The 19,490-nt window shown below is 42.9% G+C and carries 33 protein-coding genes; 18 read left to right on the forward strand and 15 right to left on the reverse strand.

Annotated elements, in window-relative coordinates; translation table 11 throughout:
- Positions 1 to 6: 6 nt before the first annotated feature.
- Complete coding sequence (locus C7B70_RS18110; protein ID WP_106370403.1) at positions 7 to 831, reverse strand: ParA family protein; 825 nt, start codon at positions 829 to 831, stop codon at positions 7 to 9.
- 204 nt (positions 832 to 1,035) lie between these two features.
- Between C7B70_RS18110 and C7B70_RS18115 the strand changes: the two genes are divergently transcribed.
- Positions 1,036 to 1,968 carry a pentapeptide repeat-containing protein gene (locus C7B70_RS18115; protein ID WP_106370404.1) on the forward strand — a complete coding sequence of 311 codons (933 nt, stop codon included), beginning with the start codon at positions 1,036 to 1,038 and terminating at the stop codon, positions 1,966 to 1,968.
- On the opposite strand, the gene C7B70_RS18120 is transcribed toward C7B70_RS18115, so the two are convergent.
- From C7B70_RS18120 to C7B70_RS26470, 3 genes are all read right to left on the reverse strand, one after another.
- The gene (locus C7B70_RS18120; RefSeq protein WP_106370405.1) at positions 1,907 to 2,980 is read right to left on the reverse strand and encodes a hypothetical protein; all 1,074 of its coding nucleotides are present in this window, start codon (positions 2,978 to 2,980) and stop codon (positions 1,907 to 1,909) included. The genes C7B70_RS18115 and C7B70_RS18120 overlap by 62 nt on opposite strands.
- A gap of 75 nt (positions 2,981 to 3,055) precedes the next feature.
- Positions 3,056 to 4,137, reverse strand: a protein-coding gene (locus C7B70_RS18125; protein WP_106370406.1) for an ISKra4 family transposase whose coding sequence is annotated in 2 segments (ribosomal slippage) — positions 3,056 to 3,981 and positions 3,981 to 4,137 — 1,083 coding nt in all. Because the reading frame shifts where the segments join, the coding sequence is not laid out codon by codon here.
- 89 nt (positions 4,138 to 4,226) lie between these two features.
- Complete coding sequence (locus C7B70_RS26470) at positions 4,227 to 4,370, reverse strand: hypothetical protein (protein WP_158260526.1); 144 nt, start codon at positions 4,368 to 4,370, stop codon at positions 4,227 to 4,229.
- A gap of 116 nt (positions 4,371 to 4,486) precedes the next feature.
- Between C7B70_RS26470 and C7B70_RS18130 the strand changes: the two genes are divergently transcribed.
- Both C7B70_RS18130 and C7B70_RS18135 read left to right on the forward strand, forming a co-directional pair.
- On the forward strand, positions 4,487 to 4,825 hold the full coding sequence (locus tag C7B70_RS18130; RefSeq protein ID WP_106370407.1) for a DUF4326 domain-containing protein: 339 nt from the start codon (positions 4,487 to 4,489) through the stop codon (positions 4,823 to 4,825).
- Positions 4,826 to 4,970: 145 nt separating this feature from the next.
- Positions 4,971 to 5,813 (forward strand): glycosyltransferase family 2 protein, encoded by an 843-nt coding sequence (locus C7B70_RS18135; RefSeq protein WP_106370408.1) that lies wholly within the window; start codon positions 4,971 to 4,973, stop codon positions 5,811 to 5,813.
- 92 nt (positions 5,814 to 5,905) lie between these two features.
- Here C7B70_RS18135 and C7B70_RS18140 read toward each other — a convergent pair whose 3' ends face one another.
- The 9 genes from C7B70_RS18140 to C7B70_RS18185 all read right to left on the reverse strand — a co-directional run bounded on the left by C7B70_RS18140 (position 5,906) and on the right by C7B70_RS18185 (position 10,148).
- A complete protein-coding gene (locus tag C7B70_RS18140) occupies positions 5,906 to 6,229 on the reverse strand; it encodes a hypothetical protein (protein WP_106370409.1) in 324 nt (107 codons plus the stop codon).
- Complete coding sequence (locus tag C7B70_RS18145; RefSeq protein ID WP_106370410.1) at positions 6,226 to 6,951, reverse strand: nucleotidyl transferase AbiEii/AbiGii toxin family protein; 726 nt, start codon at positions 6,949 to 6,951, stop codon at positions 6,226 to 6,228. Before C7B70_RS18145 ends, C7B70_RS18140 begins: the two co-directional genes overlap by 4 nt.
- Positions 6,899 to 7,186, reverse strand: a complete 288-nt coding sequence (locus tag C7B70_RS18150; RefSeq protein ID WP_199192346.1) for a hypothetical protein — start codon at positions 7,184 to 7,186, stop codon at positions 6,899 to 6,901. The genes C7B70_RS18145 and C7B70_RS18150 overlap by 53 nt, the downstream gene beginning before the upstream one ends.
- Complete coding sequence (locus C7B70_RS18155; RefSeq protein WP_106370411.1) at positions 7,183 to 8,151, reverse strand: hypothetical protein; 969 nt, start codon at positions 8,149 to 8,151, stop codon at positions 7,183 to 7,185. Before C7B70_RS18155 ends, C7B70_RS18150 begins: the two co-directional genes overlap by 4 nt.
- Complete coding sequence (locus C7B70_RS18160; protein ID WP_106370412.1) at positions 8,151 to 8,363, reverse strand: hypothetical protein; 213 nt, start codon at positions 8,361 to 8,363, stop codon at positions 8,151 to 8,153. The genes C7B70_RS18155 and C7B70_RS18160 overlap by 1 nt, the downstream gene beginning before the upstream one ends.
- Before the next feature lie 38 nt (positions 8,364 to 8,401).
- Positions 8,402 to 9,214 (reverse strand): Rha family transcriptional regulator, encoded by an 813-nt coding sequence (locus C7B70_RS27100; protein WP_199192347.1) that lies wholly within the window; start codon positions 9,212 to 9,214, stop codon positions 8,402 to 8,404.
- A complete protein-coding gene (locus C7B70_RS18175; RefSeq protein ID WP_106370413.1) occupies positions 9,211 to 9,645 on the reverse strand; it encodes a GIY-YIG nuclease family protein in 435 nt (144 codons plus the stop codon). The genes C7B70_RS27100 and C7B70_RS18175 overlap by 4 nt, the downstream gene beginning before the upstream one ends.
- Positions 9,642 to 9,839: a hypothetical protein gene (locus C7B70_RS18180; protein WP_106370414.1), complete on the reverse strand. Its 198-nt coding sequence runs from the start codon at positions 9,837 to 9,839 to the stop codon at positions 9,642 to 9,644. The genes C7B70_RS18175 and C7B70_RS18180 overlap by 4 nt, the downstream gene beginning before the upstream one ends.
- Positions 9,840 to 9,920: 81 nt before the next feature.
- Positions 9,921 to 10,148: a helix-turn-helix transcriptional regulator gene (locus tag C7B70_RS18185; RefSeq protein WP_106370415.1), complete on the reverse strand. Its 228-nt coding sequence runs from the start codon at positions 10,146 to 10,148 to the stop codon at positions 9,921 to 9,923.
- Positions 10,149 to 10,568: 420 nt separating this feature from the next.
- Here C7B70_RS18185 and C7B70_RS18195 point away from each other — a divergent pair, with 420 nt between their 5' ends.
- On the forward strand, positions 10,569 to 11,171 hold the full coding sequence (locus C7B70_RS18195; protein ID WP_106370417.1) for a hypothetical protein: 603 nt from the start codon (positions 10,569 to 10,571) through the stop codon (positions 11,169 to 11,171).
- Here the strand turns inward: C7B70_RS18195 and C7B70_RS18200 are convergent.
- Complete coding sequence (locus tag C7B70_RS18200) at positions 11,168 to 11,689, reverse strand: transposase (protein ID WP_233220986.1); 522 nt, start codon at positions 11,687 to 11,689, stop codon at positions 11,168 to 11,170. The two genes, C7B70_RS18195 and C7B70_RS18200, sit on opposite strands and share 4 nt — an antisense overlap.
- A gap of 20 nt (positions 11,690 to 11,709) precedes the next feature.
- Positions 11,710 to 12,006, reverse strand: a complete 297-nt coding sequence (locus C7B70_RS18205) for a transposase (RefSeq protein ID WP_199192348.1) — start codon at positions 12,004 to 12,006, stop codon at positions 11,710 to 11,712.
- 142 nt (positions 12,007 to 12,148) lie between these two features.
- Between C7B70_RS18205 and C7B70_RS18210 the strand changes: the two genes are divergently transcribed.
- The 14 genes from C7B70_RS18210 to C7B70_RS18275 form a co-directional block, all read left to right on the forward strand.
- The gene (locus C7B70_RS18210) at positions 12,149 to 12,364 is read left to right on the forward strand and encodes a DUF3768 domain-containing protein (protein ID WP_106370419.1); all 216 of its coding nucleotides are present in this window, start codon (positions 12,149 to 12,151) and stop codon (positions 12,362 to 12,364) included.
- 205 nt (positions 12,365 to 12,569) lie between these two features.
- Positions 12,570 to 13,709: an RRXRR domain-containing protein gene (locus C7B70_RS18215; RefSeq protein WP_106370420.1), complete on the forward strand. Its 1,140-nt coding sequence runs from the start codon at positions 12,570 to 12,572 to the stop codon at positions 13,707 to 13,709.
- A gap of 19 nt (positions 13,710 to 13,728) precedes the next feature.
- Entirely contained in the window at positions 13,729 to 13,830 is a 102-nt protein-coding gene (locus tag C7B70_RS28855; protein WP_369831904.1) for a DUF3768 domain-containing protein, read from the forward strand.
- A gap of 5 nt (positions 13,831 to 13,835) precedes the next feature.
- The gene (locus C7B70_RS18225; RefSeq protein ID WP_106370421.1) at positions 13,836 to 14,177 is read left to right on the forward strand and encodes a hypothetical protein; all 342 of its coding nucleotides are present in this window, start codon (positions 13,836 to 13,838) and stop codon (positions 14,175 to 14,177) included.
- A gap of 195 nt (positions 14,178 to 14,372) precedes the next feature.
- Positions 14,373 to 14,654, forward strand: coding sequence for a hypothetical protein (locus tag C7B70_RS18230; protein ID WP_106370422.1), 282 nt, complete (start codon positions 14,373 to 14,375; stop codon positions 14,652 to 14,654).
- Positions 14,655 to 15,140 (forward strand): hypothetical protein, encoded by a 486-nt coding sequence (locus tag C7B70_RS18235; protein WP_106370423.1) that lies wholly within the window; start codon positions 14,655 to 14,657, stop codon positions 15,138 to 15,140.
- A 16-nt stretch (positions 15,141 to 15,156) separates the two neighbouring features.
- The gene (locus C7B70_RS18240) at positions 15,157 to 15,444 is read left to right on the forward strand and encodes a hypothetical protein (RefSeq protein ID WP_106370425.1); all 288 of its coding nucleotides are present in this window, start codon (positions 15,157 to 15,159) and stop codon (positions 15,442 to 15,444) included.
- Positions 15,441 to 15,650, forward strand: a complete 210-nt coding sequence (locus C7B70_RS18245; protein WP_106370426.1) for a hypothetical protein — start codon at positions 15,441 to 15,443, stop codon at positions 15,648 to 15,650. The genes C7B70_RS18240 and C7B70_RS18245 overlap by 4 nt, the downstream gene beginning before the upstream one ends.
- Positions 15,647 to 15,943 carry a helix-turn-helix transcriptional regulator gene (locus tag C7B70_RS18250; RefSeq protein WP_339376747.1) on the forward strand — a complete coding sequence of 99 codons (297 nt, stop codon included), beginning with the start codon at positions 15,647 to 15,649 and terminating at the stop codon, positions 15,941 to 15,943. The genes C7B70_RS18245 and C7B70_RS18250 overlap by 4 nt, the downstream gene beginning before the upstream one ends.
- 169 nt (positions 15,944 to 16,112) lie before the next feature.
- Positions 16,113 to 16,979: a DUF5895 domain-containing protein gene (locus C7B70_RS18255; protein ID WP_106370427.1), complete on the forward strand. Its 867-nt coding sequence runs from the start codon at positions 16,113 to 16,115 to the stop codon at positions 16,977 to 16,979.
- Positions 16,980 to 17,467: 488 nt separating this feature from the next.
- Positions 17,468 to 18,277, forward strand: a complete 810-nt coding sequence (locus C7B70_RS18260) for a hypothetical protein (RefSeq protein ID WP_106370428.1) — start codon at positions 17,468 to 17,470, stop codon at positions 18,275 to 18,277.
- A gap of 28 nt (positions 18,278 to 18,305) precedes the next feature.
- Positions 18,306 to 18,893 (forward strand): Lar family restriction alleviation protein, encoded by a 588-nt coding sequence (locus tag C7B70_RS18265; protein ID WP_106370429.1) that lies wholly within the window; start codon positions 18,306 to 18,308, stop codon positions 18,891 to 18,893.
- Entirely contained in the window at positions 18,890 to 19,258 is a 369-nt protein-coding gene (locus C7B70_RS18270) for a hypothetical protein (protein WP_106370430.1), read from the forward strand. The genes C7B70_RS18265 and C7B70_RS18270 overlap by 4 nt, the downstream gene beginning before the upstream one ends.
- Before the next feature lie 40 nt (positions 19,259 to 19,298).
- On the forward strand, positions 19,299 to 19,490 hold a 192-nt coding region (locus tag C7B70_RS18275; protein ID WP_106370431.1), incomplete at its 3' end, for a hypothetical protein.

The raw sequence follows: 19,490 nt of genomic DNA on the forward strand, positions 1-19,490 counted from the left end.
TTTAAGTTATGAGCAATAGAACTGCTGAAGTAACGCCTGAACAACTGGTTCAAAATCTTGACAAGCATTATGACCAGGGCGGTATAGATGGAGTGGCGCTCGACCTCGATTAGAAGCATTTTCAAATTCCGCGCTGTAGCGAATTCCAGGAAAGCAAGGAATATCTTGTTCAGTTAAGACTTCTTTAATATCTGAATAAAAAGCTTGTTGGTCAGCGTTACTAGCAACCCGCATTGGTACTCCCCCTAAAAAAAGAGGCATAGGATCGAGGTCAAGAGATTCTCCTTCACCTCTAATCCACTGTAGCAATGAATCTACACCAGCCATTTTTACAGACATTGGAATAGGAACTACGATGTGTGTAGCTACCGCTAATGCTGTGTAGCTCAAGACGTCTAATGAAGCTGGAGAGTCTAAAATAATTAAATCATGTGATAAAGGATATTTCTTCAGTGCTTTTTTTAAAACTAATTCTCGTCCAGTTCGTGTAGGTAAGTCTAATGCAACAGAGAGCATAACATCCCCACCTAAACATACCTGAAATTTACCCTTTGGATTACCCCATTGAGGTTGCTGAATTGGGTAGTCTCCTGTAAAACTTCGGTTAAACAGTGCGGCGGAGGTTTGATCGGGTTCAAGATCGGAATCTAGACCACAAAACCTTGCTAAAGACCCATTAGTATCTAAATCAATAAATAAAGTATTTAAACCCATTTGAGCAAGTCGATAACCTAAATGAATGCCTAAAGTAGTTTTTCCAATTCCTCCTACATTAGCAACAATCCATAAAACAATTTGTCGTGAAACCTTGACCGCTTCAGCTTTTGGCATTTTAGTTATAGATAGATTTAAGAACAGCTTACGCTTTTATTTCAGGAAGCCGGAACAAATTCATAGAGAGTTGTGTAAGCTCATTTTTAGAAATAATCATCAATACCTGATTAGAAGATCGATCTTCTAATTAGAATAAACTAATTGTAGACTTAATTAATCCCAGAAACCATTGAACAACTCAGTCAGTACAAAAATTGAAAAATGCAACCAACAACGTTCCCAGAACTAATTAAAAAAGTCAGAAAACTTAAAAACCTTACTCAGAGGGACTTTGGTAGGCTTTTAAACCCTTCAGTAGCTCAACCTACAGTAGCTCGTTGGGAAAAAGGGGAACAGCTACCTGACCGCAAGTATTTTCCAAAAATTGCATCTCTAGTGGATTTTACACTAGAGGATCTCTTTAAATTCGTTGAAGAACCATTAGTAGACATAGTAGATACATCTATTACATCGGAGTCGATGCTTCTCAAAGCTTATATTCCAAACAAGCAACATCTAGCCATTTTAAACCGAGGCGTAGGAGCCTGGAATCGGTGGAGAGAGAGAAACCCCGAAGTAATTCCAGAGCTTGCTGGGATAAAGCCAATAGACAAAAACTTAAGCCAAATTAATCTTTCTGGAGCAGACCTTAGAGGCGTTGACTTTCGGTGGACTGCTTTATGTAATGCAAAGTTTGTTGGGGCAAACCTGAGAGAAGCAAATTTAACCTCAGCTAATCTTAGCAATGCCGACCTAAGCGGAGCAAATTTGAGTGAGGCTACTCTTGTAAATGCTTACTTTGGAGAAGCAAAACTTAGCAACACTAACTTAATTGCAGCACATATGGAAAGTAGCAATTTTAGTTCCGCTAACCTTAATGCGGCTAACTGTAGCAAAGCGAATCTCACTAAAGTAGATTTGAGATGTGCTTTGCTAGTTGAAGCAGACTTCACTAACGCTATCATTAGCGATTGCCTAGTCTATGGTGTATCTGCTTGGGGAATAAAACTTGATGGAGCAACGCAAACCAAGCTAAATATTTGTCCAGATGAATCATGTTTTGACTTTGTGGTTGATTTGAAATTTGCAGAAATTAAGTATTTAATAAATACACACCCAATTTCCCCGGCACTCCCTGCCACCGCCCCTGATTAGCCCCAGACCAAAGAGCTTTGCCTATCTTATTTTTAGCCGCAGCAAAAATGTCTTCCTCTGCTTCGTCAAATAAAACTCTTGCTACCTTCTCCGAATTCATAGCTTGCCCAATATTTTGCTGTAAAACTTTTTCAACCGCTTGAGTAAGCTTTAGCCCTTGGTAATCTGGAAGCAGAGCCTCGGTTAAAGCCAAAGCAGAAATTTCTCGCCCTGAATCAGTGGGCGGCTTCTGTTCGGGTTTTCCAGTAGCTTGCTTAAGGTTAACTGTATAAAATCCGCCTCGTCCTGGCACTTTCTGCCATAACCCGTTTTCTATTCCTTGATTTAAAGTATTGTACAACCGAGGTTTTTCTGCCTTAAAGGTTGGAATTTCTAACTCACCATACAAAGCTCGAACAATATCATCTATGTGTAGAATATTGCCAGCTTCTTCCTGTAACAGTTTTTCAACAGCTTCAGACTTACTTAGATGCTGGTATTGAGTTAGCAATGGTTGCTTTAAAGGTTTTCTAGCTTTTTTCGTGGGTTCTACGGGGGTCTCCAGTTCTACTTTTTCAGATGTTATTGATTCCTCTAATTCTGTAGGTTCTTGAGCAAGGTCTTCAAGGGGGGCGGAAGAAGTTATTTCTTCGTCCTCTATTGATTTCAATTCTTCCATCACCTGCTGAGTAGTGATAGGAAATTCTACTGAATCATCCTGACTTTCATTCTGCGGTGCAGAGTTAGAGGGAGTAGAAAATTCGTCTGGGAAGCTTTGCGTTTCAGGTTGTATTTCTTCTAGTTGCTTGTCCTCAACTTCTGGTAACTCTGCTTCGGTTAAGCTATCCTGTAGACTTTCCGGTATCGCTAGTTCGTCATCAACAGAGCTTGCGGGCAAAGAGATAGCTTGGTTGTTCCCCTGCTGGATTATCAACTGCTCGGCTAATAGGGCGTTGATATGGTTTAGCTGCGCTCTTGCACTACTTGAAGCCTGGTCATTCTCCTCAATGATGCTTTGGTAATGCGATCGCATTTTAGTGAGATTTTCGTGGAAAAGCTGATTGCCTGATAACTCATTAACAAGTAGAGCGTTAACATGGGGAGCATCTCAGTTTTGCAAATAGTTAGTTGTAGATAGCATTCCATTAAGATAAGCAGTGCGATGAAAGAGAACTTGCGGTACATTGTTTTTGTTCCACTGAGCGCCGGAGATTTTCACACGCCTACCAATCTGTTTGACCGTAGACTCAATTGCCCCAGAGCCAATAGAACTAATCTGTTCGGTCTGAAAATACCAGTAATCAGGAATACGAGAGTGATGCTTATGAAGATAGGTAATAAAATTGTCTGCTCGAGGATTTGACCACCCGTCAATTTCGATAATAGCTGCTGTAATATTTCCCCGCCACAAAAAAGCTTCTACCCTTGCTAAACGAACCTTATCACCGCCTACTTTATAAAGGTTTTCTACTAAATGATACCAGTCTAAAATTTCGAGGCGGCTTTCCTTGGTAGCAATGCCAGCAATGAGATTCCATATGCCGTCATGTCCATCTCCAAGACAAGTAACAATTTCTGACAATTCTTGCTGATTTACCCAAGCAAGCAAAGACTGGTTATCTTGAAAATAGGCTGCAACTGCCTGACTGTGGAGGTTTACGGCTTTATAATCTCTCCACTCACACCCTTGACCTACAGGGGTGCGGAGCCTAACTTTTCCCCCATCGACGCTCAACTCTTCTACCTCTTGTTTGACCCTGACTTCGGTAAACTTATATCGCTGTACAAGTCTCTGCTGGGTACTGTGGCATACTTTAAGACCCGTAAGGATTTCTAAATCTCTAGCAGTATTTTGATAGGATACGTTTGCACTCAATAGCAAACAACACTTTTCCAAATGTGGACTTAGTTGTGTATTTGGTTTCACCTCTAACTTTTTCGCCTGGTTTTCCGTCAGTTTCAAAATGCCAATGCTGCTTTTTAATTTTCTTTTTCTGCCTGCGGTTGTACCTGTGACCGCTCGGATAAAAAAACACCAATTTCTGGGCTGACGTACTTGAGTACCTTTTGGCGAACGGTCTGCTCAATTTCTTCTAAAGTGTTCAATAACTCTTGTGGGGTTTCCTCATAGAGAATGGCAGCAATAGCTTGTATATGGGCTTTTAGTGCGATAGCATTCTTTGAAGTCATATTCCATGCGTTATCTCTATTTTCACTCCATCATACATTTTTGCTTTAGGGTAGTTCCCTATTTCCTTAAATCTGATAAGTATTCGTACTTATTGCAAAACTGAGATGCTCCCGTTAACATGAACCAAAGAATCTTGGGCAACACTTGTAGTGCGAAGTCTCTGTTGGATTTGCTTAGTGTAGTGCGATCGCATTTCGATTAAATTATCAATGAAGCGGTCAGATTGGGGCATTAATAAGTTACTCTTTCTTGAAAAAACCAATATTGCAGTTAATATACTAATCCTAATCCTATTTCTAGCAGTAGGTATAAGATGCGCTACCGCGCTCTTAAGGCGGAAAAAAACTCATGATAAAAGTAAGCAACGGCTACATCGTTGGTTGGGATGCGGGTCACTATATCGGACGTGCTGGCAAAGGTAAGAAAGGCTCGGCTTTGGCTAATCCCTTCAAGTTGGCGGATACTAGCAATTCTGAAGAACGCGATCGCGTAATTGCTAAATATCGCCGTTGGCTGTGGCAAAAAATTCAAGAAAAAGATGCAGCAGTAATGGCTGAGTTGTTCTATTTGAAGGAACAAGCGATTGCAAACGAGCTAAATTTGCTGTGCTTTTGTAAGCAACCAACGCGCGAAGTCGCTTGTCATGGCGATGTTATAAAATCTTGTTTGGAATGGATGATCAAATAGTAAAATTAATAGAATTAAACACTGCAAATAACCAAATAAACGTTGCTAGAGGCTCAACATACTAAAACGTTAAAACCTGGCAAGCAATTAAAGGATTAATTCGTCCTCAGCCTCAGCCAAAACCTAAAGATAAAGGAATTGAGTTATGAAAATATCCATAATTACAGCTACCTACAATCGACCTCAAATATTAGTTGCTAACGCACTCTCAAGCATTAAAAATCAAAGTGATCGCAATTTTGAACTTGTAATAGTAAATGACGGTGCTAATCCTAAGACTAAAAACATCATCAGACATTTTCAAGAAAACGTTGATTTCCCCGTACATTACATTGAGATGGAACACCCACCCGAAAGTAGTGGCTTTGGGTTGTGCTATGGACGGAACTTGGGACTAGAGAACGCCACAGGTGATATTGTTACCTACCTTGATGACGATAACAGCGTTACTCCAGACTTTGTAGCCTTGGTGCGACAGTATTTTCAAAAACAGCCCTTAATTCGATACAGTATGCCAAGGCAGAATCGCCGCCGCGATATCTGGAATGATGGTAAAATCACTCACCATGGCAAGCCATTCATTTCACCCAGCAGTAACTGCTCTTTGCTTCAGCTTCTAGCACAACAGGAAATATTTGATAGCAATGGTTTTGCTTACTACCGAAAAGATGCACCGAGATGGAATCCTCAATTTCGAGTATTTGCAGACTACGAGTATTTGCTTCAATCGGTGGGAGTTTGGGGTAAAGAAGCTTTTGGTTTGAATGAAAGCATTCTTGTTAACTATGTCCAGTCTTCTACAGGGATTATTGGGAGTTCTAACTACGAACAATGGGCAGAAGAATTATCGGTAATTGTTAAGAATGCTGGCAATTACACAATCCTTGATGACCCTATAAATAAGATTTTGGAACGGTCAATAAACCATTGTCAAAACAAAGCAAAGATTTTATCAGTACCAGAAGCGTTTGCAGTTTCTACAAGTTAGTTTTCTGCATCTGCGCTTACGCGCCAAGAGGGGGGAGAAGTACGTTGCACTTCTCCCCCCTCTTGATGAAACCAGCCACAAATGTGTAAGAGTCAAAGCATATTTTCGCAGGGATCTGGTAGAGTTCTGCCATTAACCCGGTCAAACTTTTCCCAGGGAGCCTCTAAAATCGTGTCCTTAATAGGTTTCCAGCCATAGTAATCTCGAAACGCCGCATAAGCTGGAGAATGGGGAACGACAAACTCGTTGAAGATTTCCTGCCAATCGCCAAATAACTCAAACGTTTCTAGCGTAGGCACAATCCCAAAATCCCAGGCATGACAAATACGGGCAACATAGTCCGCTTTATCCTCCGGCGAGTGCAAGGTCTGGGGTAAGTCTTCTATATCAGGATATACTGAGTAATCTAAATTCATCTTTCAAAGCCTCTCTCTGGTAGTTGCTGGGGCAATGAGAGCAACTGCTGCCGGAACCAACCTCGAACACTGGTGAGTCGCGTTCGCTCAGTTGCGGGCATTTGCTCGATGGGACGACGTTGTTCAATTCCATTGAGAAAGCGTAGGACTTGCGCCTTAGCACTATGAAGATCGAGTTGGGGATTTTTCTGCTGCCAGCAGTCCCACAATTCTGGAACCGTCGCCATCCCCGACTGAGCGATTGCATAGATATCGACAAAATCACGGGGCGCTCCTCGATTCACTAGGGCGTTCATCTTCGCGCCAATGTTATCCCGCAATGTTTCAATTTGAACGGGTGGATAAGGGCTAGGAATGGGTGGCTCTAGTTCCCGATCTCGGTCTGCTATTTGGACAGAAAAAATGGTAGCTCCGTCCCGCTTCAGTTCCAGCGACAGGGTTGTAGCACTTCTTCTTTCATCAAGTTCTAAACTGTTTTGACCTGCCACTTGAGTCAGCACTTTAGTCAGTAAATTAATGGCGGCTTGTCTTTCTGCTGGTGTAGACGACTGGCTCCACCAGGCATCAATATCTTTGGTTTGCCGATAATTTAGATAGTGCTTCAGCGCAAAGTAACCCCCAAGAATCAGGGTTTTGGCATCGGACTGACCTCTCAGTCCACCTAAAATTTCAGCCGCCAATGGATCTAAATCTTCTGGCGGGACGGGTAAAATGTTTTTCATATCTTGTCAATGCTATCCCACTCTTGACTCTCCGTTCATCCTGGAACACAAGCTTCTGCACTATATCGACCATAACCACTTTACAGTTGCGATCGCTATCAACTAGCGCAAGAAATTCATGCCCACACTTTTGAGCAATCCTTTGACGCTGGGCTTGGGCTTGTTTCCGCACCGCTCGTAGTTCAGTTTCTAGTTGGGCAATACGCTTTCTGAGGAGTTGGGTGCGATCGCTCATATTACTTCCCCTTTAGCAATAAGCTCAACCTCAGACCACGATAGACCGCGTAATCGACTCCATAAACTTTGACCACCGCCCACGAAATGCACCATGATATCGCCGTTATGGGAGTGCGAGTATTGCATTAATCGCCGCTTAACTGCCTCATCCGCCCATTCTTTCCAACCGAAAAACGCACAAGGCGGAGTAGCATCCTCAGTGGGTACGCCTTCTTTTAAAGCCTTAACTAGCACTCCAGTCAAATTACAGCGCCAGTTTTCTTGTACTGCAATTTTCAGTCTTTCCATGGCTGCCGGGAAATTAGCCCAATACTGTGCGATCGCGGTTTTAACCTGTAGATTAGTTTGAACGTCTGACGATAAACGAGAAATTTGAGTACAAGCACTTTGCAATTCTTCACCAGTTGGAGGGATTACAACCTTCTGTTCGGGGATAGCTTGATCTTCCTCTTTAACTTTTTCCTCAACAGCAGGCAGACTGTGTTCTGTTTGCTTTTGGGTAGAGTTAAGAGTAAGAGTTCTGTATGGTGTCTGATTTTCTATTGTCGGCTGCCAGTTATCAGACTCCCGGCTATCTGATTTTCGGCGCTCGGCTATCTGATTTTCGGTAGGGGTAAAAGGCGATAATTCTTGTCTGAGTTTTTCAAAGTCAATGGAGTAAGCCCAAATATTGTCAGTTGCCCAACGCTTGTAGGGGGTCTTCCTCAGTATTCCCATTTCGCACAAGTCTTTGAGGTGGCGAAACACTGTATCTCGACAACATCCAAGAGCTTCGGCTAATTCTTGGTTGATTACATAAACCCAAGGAGGCTTTCCAGCCTTTAACTTGTTATGAATCCAGCCATCTAACCAAGATAAGATGTATGCTTTAAATTTCTTGACCCCCCGAAATCTGCTGAGATATTCAGTCAGAATATTGGTGGGGTGCTGTACGGCTCCTAAAACTGCGGAAGTAAACGACATTATCTAATCCCCTCCACCTTTTCGCCTGTTCCTGGACTAATCACCCAACTCGCGGGAAAACACTTGCAACTGTAAATTTTGCCGTAGTATTCATCTGTACCAGAGACAATGCCAGGGCGATCGCATTTGGGGCAGTAGTTGTTTCTTGTGAGATTGCCCCCAGTAAGGGCGTTTATAATGTGGCGACTATTGCCAGGATCGTAAGATGGCATAAATTATCCTCAATGTCTAAATGTATGGAAAAACTTGGCTACTTGGAAAAAGACAATTGCTCACCAAGTAAACGCTGCCGCGACCCTTGCTGTGATGCCCACAGCCTGTCTAGCTCAGGTACGTACTCGAATGGAACAAACTGACACGGCGCGGCAGTCATTGCTGGCTGGATGAAATGATCTTTGCCCATCGATTGCAGCCAATTGACCAACTCTTGGGGCTTCTTCATCCCATAGCGTCTAGCGAGTTTTGTTTTTGATAGCCCTTCGTAGGTTCGGACGGGTCTACCTGAACGATCAACCAGGATATTTTTCTCGACAACAATTGGCGGTTGTTCGACAATTGCCTCTGGTTTACCCAAGATCAGCCCTAGCATTCCTGCACCGTGCATGGTGACGATAGCGCTAGAGACTTGCATCAAACGCTCTTGAGATTGGGCGGCGGCTGTTTGGGCTTGAGCTACTTGAAGTTCCAGCTTTAGTCGCTCTATTTCTTGGGACTGGGCAGGGATGATATCTTTAATAACTTGCTTTGCTTTTTCAAAGGCTGTAGCTAAAGCTAACTTACAGTTAACTACTTGCTCTGTATTGCGGCTGAGGGTCATAATAAACGTTGCCTGTAGTTCAGTCAGCCACGCCCATCGCTCTACAGAAACGTTACCCTGCTTGGTTTGGAACTCCCGCGTTTCAAACGCGACAGCCCCCATTTCTGGATTTGATGCCATTTTAGGATTGTATTTCTCAATCGTGCCTAAAAAGTTTTTGTGTTGAATCCCTAACTCGGCGGCTACTAATCGGGAGTCAACTACTATTACCCCGTTGCCGTGATCGCTAACAGTTAGAAGACTCATAATGACCCCTGCTTAATTTCACAGATTAGTTTTCTTAGTTCAGGACAATCTTTAAACCACTCTCCTCTCAACCTTAGATGAGCTAGGCGTTGATGAAATTGCCGCTCCAGCTTTCTTCCACCAGCAACGGAAACTAAAATCCTGAGAGGATTAACATTACCGCCTTGTAAATTGTTAAAACGAGCATCAAGGTTAGCGGCAACGCCAATTTTCACGACTTTTTGCACAGTATCAAGCAGAAAGTAAACGCGCTCTAACTCCTGCTTAGGTTTGGGCAAATATTCCATCCACTCGTTAGACTCAAGAATTCGTAAAATTTCTAGCTTCTCTTCAATTACAGCTAGTTCCTTGCTATCACTTTCAAGGATCATTAATCTTATAGCGAAGTCTCGCCCTTCCCGTGTCTTGAAAATAGCTTCTGGTAGTTTCATTGCACTACCTCTTGATAACAGTCAGCTATTTGTTGTGTAGCAGACGTTTTTATTCTTTTCCAAACAGCGAAGTAAAGAGCTTTCACCCTGGCTAAAATACTTTGAGCATCTTCATGAGACACACGCTCTATTTGATGATTGCGGGCTGATTTTGACTCTATTAGTACAGAGTCGGCTACGATTGTGATTGTCATGATCTAGATGGGTTAACGGTTTAGGTTGTGGTAAAAAAGCGATTGCGTGATCTCTTGGCGGGGAAGCGCGATCGCTTTGTTTTAATTATTTGTGTCTACAGAGCGTAGAACAAATAAGTCATTTATCTCCTTGTCAAAGTAATTGCAGAGAGTTTCGATGGTGTTAGCATCAATTCTCTCAAACTTATTAGTAAACAGTTTATGAACTGTGGTCGGACTTAACCCTGTGTCTTTAGCCAATTGACGTTGGGACAATGAGGGATCTTTCTCAGCCATCAGTACAGCAAGGCGACAAAACATCTTTCTCATTCTGTACCACAACTTAAACCTATCATATCTTTACCGGAAACTACAACATATTTACCGGAAGCTATTGACAAAGTATTACAGCTTCCGGTAATATTAAATCATGAATGAGGAAAGCAAACAGCCTCAGCCGAGAAGCAAAAATCCAGAGTTGCACCCAGAACCGAAATTTCACTAACAACAAAGCAGCAGAAGTGCGGAACTGCCGAAACACCGCCCGGAACCTGATAACAGCGAAGCCATAAGCAGCAGCAACGGTCAGAGGAGGAAACGCCCACGACAAGGTTTTCATACCCTGCGGACTCCCAAATAGAAAAACTTTGTTAATGGAATTAAAACAAGTAAACCACAAAGCCTACAAGCGTTCATCTTTGACGGGGCGATCGCTTGCAGGCTTTGGTTCCTAAATACATAGGTAATACCATGCTAACTCAAGAAAAACGTACAATTCAACTCGGCTCTGAATCTACCCCGAAAATCTGGGATAAAGCCACGGCAAAAGCAAATATCGGCGATACTATCCATGCTCCCTTTATGCCTGTCATGCAGGTGATAAACAAGGACGTTTACAGTGATGGTCGAGTGTGGCTGAAGGTCAAACCTACAAACGCTTCTTGCTATACCGAAGAATGGGTATTAGACCGAGAAGAAGACGACGTGCTACCACCGCCCCCAAATGAGTTTGAGCAGGGATTTAATCACGGGCGAATAGACGCGATAGATAAGTCAATCCCACTGTATACCAGAGTCGAGTGCGAATACACCAGAGGATATACAGAAGGTTACAAGCAGCATACAAAACCCAACATACCAACACCGCCTCCTAAACCCCTTACCTGGTCAGTAACTTATGACCGAAAGTGGCAATGGTATTTAGTTTGGGTAGGCGGTCGCGCCATTGGTAGAGCGGACGACCATGAGGAAGCTGAACAGATAGGGCAAAAGTATCTTGCCTCTGAGAAATTACGGCAGGAGCATCGGGAGCGAGTTTTAGCCTTTTATAGAACCCATTTGGGATTTATTTAACCAGTTGCTAATCTTTGAACCATCAGACGAACAAAACAAAGATTAACTTTGGTGGTGGCATGAGCAAGAGTTCTTTCAAAATTTTTGACCAAACTTTTACATCTTTCCATCCAAGAATTGGTTCTTTCTATTACCCATCTGGCTTGGACAGGGACAAAGCCTGTTTTTCCTGTCTTGTGCTTTTGCTCAATTGACGGTTTGGGCGATAACTTAAACCTAATCTTGTTCATGATCTGAGGATAAACTTTTTTCAACTGTTCCTCCAGTTTTTTGGGGTGATATCCGTTATCAAGCAGGATTGTAATTTTGGGAATATTAACGGGTTTAGATTTAAAGTAATCGATGTTGTCTGACAACATTTCAATTAATCCCTGATCGTCAGATACATTAGCTTTGGTACAGTGAGTGAAGAACGGAAATCCCAAAGTATCCACCGCCAAGTGTCTTTTAATGCCGTTCGTAGCTTTGTACTTGCAAAAGCCTTTCGACTCGACACTGGCATTACAAGTATTTTTCACGGCTTGTGAGTCAATGATAATTAAGGTTGTCCATCTAGGTTTTTTTTAACTTGTTGGCGGACTTGACCATGCAGGACATCTCTAATCCCCTCGATTACTCCTTGTGTTCGCCAATGTTTATAGTGCCAAAATACTGTTGAGTAAGGAGGTAAATCCTTGGGTAAGTCACACCAATTACAACCATTCTTAAGTTGATACAACACCCCATCCAAGATTTCTCTTTTGCTCCATACAGGGGGTTTAGTTCTTTTCTTTTTAGGTAACAGGGGTTCAATAATTTCCCACTCTTTGTCTGTCAAACTGCTTGAGTATGGCATTTTTCCCTAATTATACTATTTAATTAAGATCCCAAATGGGTTCTATAGTAATTGACTTTCATTTGCGCTTACGCGCTCATGAGTATGAAGGTAGCGGTAACTGCCGCTACCTTCATAGAAATTGTAGATTTCAGTGAAAAAAATGATAGAAAGTAGTGCAGCAATTGCTCAACTTAATGATCGATTTCGGCACGGAGATAGAAGTTCAGGAACTTACGTGTTCACACCTGGAGTAAAAAGTTTATCCTCTGACAAAATTCTTGAACTCTATCAATTAGTCCAAAACTTTAATTCATTTACTGAGGATAACGATCCGCATGGAGAGCATGATTTTGGTGCGATTGTAATGGGTCAATAACTCAACCCTGAAGGGATTGAGCTTGTAAGAAATAAGTCTTACGTGTTTGACTAGCCCATTGAGCCACATTTAGGCACGAACTCTCGAATCCTTCTCCAGTTCGAGTTATTTTCAAACCGTCTTATTAACGGTGTTGCGTCAAGGCAAGCCATCCTAAATTTGGTGGGCGAGGAGACTTAAACTCACGCACAGGATTATCTCTTAAATGCGTATTCCAGTAGTAACAGCAGACGGACAACAACTTATGCCGACTAAACCTAGTCGCGCTAGAAAGTGGATTAGAGACGGGAAAGCAATTGGTAAATTTAACGATTTAGGACAGTTCTATGTTCAATTATTGGGTAAAGCTTCTGGCACTGATACTCAAGATATTGTTATCGGAATTGACCCCGGCAAACTCTATTCGGGCATTGGTGTTCAATCGTCCAAAAATACATTATTTACGGCTCACCTTCAATTACCCTTTAAAACTGTACGAGAACGTATGGAAACTAGGGCGATGATGCGACGTACTAGAAGGGGTAGACGAATCAATCGTAAGGTTGCTTTTGATAAACGCGCACACCGTCAAAAACGTTTTGACAATCGCAGGGGGTCTAAGTTGCCGCCTAGCATTCGTGCTAATAGACAGCTAGAACTGCGAGTAGTTTCCGAACTATGCAAAGTTTTTCCCGTCACTGGCATCGTTTACGAAATAGTGGAGGCAAAAGGCTCTAAATCGTTCTCTCCAGTGATGGTCGGACAGAAAATAATGTTGCAATGGTTAGCGCTTTTTGCACCAGTTACCACTAAGAAGGGTTGGGAAACTGCCCAAATCAGAACCCAACTAGGACTTGAAAAGCAGAAACATTCCAAAGGTGACGCAATCCCGGCAACCCATGCGGTAGATGGCGTAGCGCTTGCCGTTAGTGCCTTTATAAACTACGGCATAATCAACCGACACTCTATGGGGTGGCTCGGTAATGTTTCTGTAACTCCTGCACCTTTTGGCATAATTCGTCGTCCTCCAGTATCCCGTCGCCAACTGCATTTGATGGTTTTTGCCAAAGGTGGAGTTAGAAGAAAATACGGCGGTACTGTTACCCGTCACGGACTAAGAAAAGGTGATTTAGTGCAAGCTACTCAAGGCAAAAAAACCTACCTTGGATATGTTAGTGGCGACACTGAAAAACAAGTTTCTGTTTCTGATGCTAATTGGCGACGGTTAGGTCAGTTTACGGCTTCAAAAGTTCGGCTAATTCGACGCTCTACCGGACTAATTATCACGGCGGTTAAAACCGCTTGCGTCGCTTCCCTCTCGGCACTAAAAATGACTGAGTTTCCCGCATCCCACGAGGTTTTATGATAAAAAGTATTTTTGGAAGATAAGCTACTACGATCCAACATTTACCTACGCCTCAGAAAATCCTAGTGACATTAAGGTAACAAGGCGCGTATTAACTTTGATGAAAAGCAGTGAGTATTAATATTTGTGCTGCGATGTATCGACGGACAGAATTTCGATATTCAACTTGGGGACACCTTTCGATTTCCAACTTCTTCTAGTGATTTTGGACGCTACTATCCCTACACTCAAAACCTCTGTAATATTCTCAATCGGACTTGGGAAGTAATCGCCTTTGGAGGTCAAGGTCAAGAACACTGTGCCATAGTTCAACGGCGACATGATGGGATTACTAGAGTTGTAGCTTTGCACTGGCTTTCCGTTTACGCTAACCCTTGGCTCAAAAGTGGACGCTACTACCCTACTAGAGAAATTGCTCTATTAAAAATGCGAAGCCCTGCGTGCGCGCTTGCGCTATCGCGTACTTGAAAAATTTTGAAGATTCAAAAATTATTGGAGGCTTGTAGATGGAAAACAATATACCTCTAGCTTTGTTGATGAGTGCGATCGCCTTTTTGATTCCACTAGCGCAAATTGTCTTATTTAAGGCATTTTTACATTCGGGAATTAAAGATTAATTATCCGCAGCAAATTCCAGACTTACTAGAAAAAGGAAACCTAATAATGAGTGTCAAGACAACCCTTAGAAGGCAACAGAAGACGCAGAAGATTGTTTTAGAAATTGATGTTGTTGGCGATGAGATTGATTCTGAACAGTGCGAGAAAATTGCTGACAGTTTCACGGACTTTGTTCGCCAAATTTGGTGTTTATCAGACCCACGTTGCGAGTTTGCTATTAGTAGCAAAGTCAAAGTGCATTTACCCAAGCAAAAGACTCATGGGGAAGTACAGTTGCCTTGTGCAAGTAGTAACGGACAGGCGAAATATATTAGCGAGAACAGATAAATGTACGAAAACAACGTAAACCCTGCCCTAGCCCACATGGATTTGGCTCAGGATGAAATAGCAGTTTATGCTCTACTGGTAAAGAGAGCGCAATCTTCTCTAATTGCCTCCAGGCAAGCTTTTGAAAGAGCAAACGAAACCTCAATTACAGGTAATTGTCCTGTGAAACAGGAACTTACGGGCAAGTTAAGAGGGCAGTATTTAGCGCTAACCCACTTCACGGGCGCGATTGTCGATACTTTAGATGCGCCACTGTTTCAAAGAGTAATTGCAACAGCACCGCAACAGTGCTTGCTGCATGAAATACCGCAAGAATCGCCTAAACTGCTGGCGCTGCTCGACTGTCTGCCAGAAGCAGAAAGGGAAGTAATTCAAGTAGCTGTAACAAGCTTGCTGCTTTTAAACAGGGGCGAATTGGCATATTTTACCCAAGACCAGGTAGAACTGGCTGAAAATATCCTTGCTACGGGAGTAGATAATGTATAGACACCACATACAAGCAATGGCTTCAAGCCTGGTAAAAGCAGGACTTGCTACAGACCAAAATCAGGTAGAACAAGCCCTAGCACAGTATTGGGCGGATAAAGTAGCCGTTGTATGGACTACTGAGGACGTTCATGCTGTTCAAGAAGATTTTGACGATGAGGATAAAGAAACATTTTCCCTGAGCGAAGAACAGGCAAAAAGCGTATTGCAAAAAGCATTTGATAAGCACGATCCAGAGGTAGGAATCACTTGGGAAAGCTTACGGTACTGGAGTGATGAACTTGCGGAGGAAACAGTAATATGAACATCAATGAACTTGCAACAAGCTTAAAATATCGTGCGGTTGCTCTTGAAGTAATCACCTGGCTAAGAGATAACGAGTTACTTGCTGATAATTCCGGTAACATTGCCACCGATACCAAATTAGCAGCACAATTTGCCTTCTTCGGACAGGAAGAAAACGAGATATTAGCTCAAATATACAAAATATTAGCAGGGGACAAAAAATGACCCTAACCTTCGGTCAAGCCATCCGCACCGCACGAGTCAGCATTGGCTATAGCCAGCGCGAATTGGCGGCGCTGGTAGAAGTTGACTTTACTTATTTATCGAAGTTGGAGAGCGATCGCTCTGAGTACCCACCAAAAGAGTATGTGATCCAGCAACTAGCGCATTACTTGGGTTTAGACCATGAGGAACTAATGTGCCTGACGGGTCGATTGCCCGAACGGTATCAGGACTTCCTTACGCAACACTGGCATGGTTATGCCAGCGTTGTTCCAGTGGATGCGGCAGAATCCTGAATTTATCTTAAAAAGCTTGGGGAGGGAAACCGCTTGAGAGAGGAAACTCTGTGGAGGGAAACCCTCGTACTTCAAAATTTCCCGCTCCCCCAACTTTTCGCTGCTCAAAAGCTTTTTGAAGCAGGTTAACAATCAACTTAATTAAAAATACTCAAAAGAGGTCAAACAAATGCAGACAACAACCCAGAGGGGCAACGAATTTTTATCTTCAAGATTTGATGAGGAAGTCGTTAGTTTTCCCTATGCTCAAGTTTTGAATGAAAAGAGTGCAAGTGACAGTGGATTTTTCATCACTACTGATAATTTAGCGACGGCGGATTGGCAGTTACCCCAAAACCAACAATTTCATCAGCAAACTTGGCATAGCGGGGAGAAGACGATGGGTTTGCTAATTCATCACCCACGTTTAATTATCCTTGCTCAATCCCCAATGTTGATGTTTGAACGCGAAAGTGGTTCTTTTCTAGGTGTGTACAATGCCGAACGTTACCGTCAGAGCAAAGGGAGTATCGTAATTAAAACCAAGTATTTGGTGTATTTTGTGGATGAAAACAACCAGCTTCGCCACAAATTGCCAATGCAGTTAACAATGAAAGGGGCAGCCGGGGCATCCTTTGGCGAACACCTAATTAAATTCCGCTTAGAGTTAGAAAAAGCATTTGCTGTTGCTCATAATCAACAAGTTAAGCGTAAGAGCTTGGAATTTCATGCAATGGGAGTGTTTTGTATTAGAACAGAACCGCAAATAAAAGGGGAAGGACAAAAAGCTGGCTGGGTATGTTCAACCGTTAACCACGAGCAACCGACACCAGAAAACTACTGTTCGTACTTTGTGGGCTTTACAACTCTCAAGGAGCGATTGTTGAGCGAAGTTGAACAGTATGCCAAATTCACTCAACTGCAATCTGTTGAACCAGTTCATTCAACCCCCATTAACAATACCAATGCTGTTGCAGAGAAATATTCTGGAGAGATTACGCAGTTAAGCCGGAGCAACGACAGCTACGAGACTACAGAAGACGAAGCAAGTTTTTAATTATCCGCGCCCTCGCAGGACGAGGGCGCGAAAGCCTGGAAAAATCGCAGCATCTTTTGTTGCACTATCAGCAGATATATCCACAAGTAAAGCAGCAAGGCAAGATGGTGTTGCGGCAATATCTCAAGAAGTTGAATTACAAAATTCAACACTTGCAATTTCGTTCTAAGTAACGATAAACGAGAGTTTTGCGATCGCTTTTTAAAGTCAACTAACTATCTAAAAATATGCACGTTACTACCGTTAGTGTTGAGTACCGGAGAAAATTTAATTTAGGCAATTTCGAGAGCCTCGACCTGGGTGTAAGCTTGTACGCCAAAGTAAACCTGACGAAGACTCTGAAGCCGTAGCAGAGATTCTGTGGCAGCAGGCAAAGGCTAGTGTGAAGGCTCAAGCAGTTCCGGTATTGAAGGGTGTCAATTATCAAGCGCAAGTAAAGCACAAAGAATCTTGGGCAACAGTATCATCGGAGGAGGACAGTTTTTGATATGGCAAACTCGCGTCTGAACACTCGTCAAAAAACTTGGCTGAAAACTTTTTTGGCTAAATACCCTTATTACAAGGTACGAAGAATCACCGATGGACTTAGTGGCGACAAAATCTTGTTGCTAGAGGGAACAGAAGACCTACCACTACCGTTGATTTCAGAGTTTGAGGGAGCAAGATCCGGCTATAGGTTTCATACTTTGCAAATCAAATTGAGAGTCTACGGTGATGCTCGACTCACCGCAAAACAAGAGTTTACAACCATCTACCCACATTGCGATATTTCTGATAAGATTACAACCAGCATCCAGTCAGGACAACTTTCTCTGTCGCTGTCAACTGTTTTAGATATTCCGCCGCCAATTAACCCAGTCATCGTCAACTGGAAGCCCAAAGGCAAAGCCAGAGCCAAGTTAGGCATTCAGCTAAGTCTACCTGTAACTGGATTAGAAGCTAAGTTATTTAGCTTAAGGCAACAAGCGCGTCCCCATCTGCCGCCCGTTTCTTCCCAAGAATTGCTGGGTGAGAATGTGTTGACTTGGAATGCGCGCGACCGCAAAGAGATTGAGTTGCCCCAGGTCATTATCGACTTGCTTTTGGCTCAAAGTGCTAGTGAAGATGAGTGGGAATCAGCAATAGCACTGTTTGGGGTGATTGGGCTTGCTGCAACGATTAATTTTGTAGAGGCATTGCCAGTATTTCGCCAACACTTCAATAGGTCAGCTTCTACGGCGGCGGCATCATTAAAAGTTCAACCATCTGTCCGTACTTCAAATACAGCAACTCAACAAGTATCAACAATAGAAAAATAGATGTCTCAAATAGTTTTAGAGGTAACTTATGCAAACTTTGCCCTGCCCGTTTTGTGGCAGTTCAAAACAAGAAATTTATGACTTGTGGTACGACGGTTCGCACGTCTTAGTTTACTGCGAATGCGGCGCACAAGCGGGAGAAGCAGAGGACAAGGAGAGAGCGATCGCTCTCTGGAATACCCGCAAAGCACAATCAAATACTGGAGAAAAACTAATGCAGAAAATTATTGCAACAGCATTGTTATTGCCCGTGCTAACCTTTGTACCATCAGCCCTCGCTCAGGTCATGATCGACTTTCAGTCTCAACCAACCTCCGAGCAATTGGTGCAAGTAATCGAAAATGCCACTAAGGACAAAAATTACTCCACCGCACGGCGAGTAGCCGATAATGCAATTAAGCAGTTTCCCGACTTAGCTATCGCTTATTATTACCGTGCAATCGCCGAGTTCAACATAGGCAACCCAGAAGGCGCAAGATTAGATTTCGAGATGGCAAAAACGCTTTACCTTAGCCAACTAAAGTCTGTTAAGATTAGCGCTCAGGAAAAAAACGAGGCATGGGTAAAGTTAGAGATGGTTGAGCAGCATTTAAAACTACTGAAGCCCCAGAGATGAATAAATGCACGGCTTTAGAACCAGCCCCGACGCGATTCTACGCTCCATCGGGGTTATTTACTAAAGAAGACTTGCACCAATTGAGCGCCGAATACTTAGGCTACGTCATCGTGTCCCCCGGCGGCAGCTTCAGATATCGGGTAATTTCAGGTCCACTCTGTAGGCTTTATTGGGAGCGCGGTAAGCCACAGCCAAATATCAACGAATCGGCGTATTGTCGAAACTCTAACGGCAAAGGCTGGAGGCGATCGCATCCTAACTTTTTATCATACCAAATAACCGATGGTAGTTTTGTCACCGTGCGGTGGCAGTTGCCCGTGCAGCAAAGTAGTAAATCTGTTACTGCAAATCCAGTAGCCGCTTAAAATTGAGAAATAAGACTATAGTTCTGCTGAGGAGGGAAAAATGATTGACTCAGAAATACTAGAAAAACTGCAAGGCTTTTCAATAGAAGATCGTATGAATATAATTGAGGTAATTTTGAATACCCTTAAACAGGATATGCGATCGCCAGCATCCATAAATCGCCCCCAACGTCCCGCTTTTGGATTTATGAAAGGCACAGGTGAAATTTTAGGCGATATAGTTACACCCATT

This window comes from Chlorogloea sp. CCALA 695 (assembly GCF_003003885.1).
Lineage (GTDB): Bacteria > Cyanobacteriota > Cyanobacteriia > Cyanobacteriales > Chroococcidiopsidaceae > Aliterella.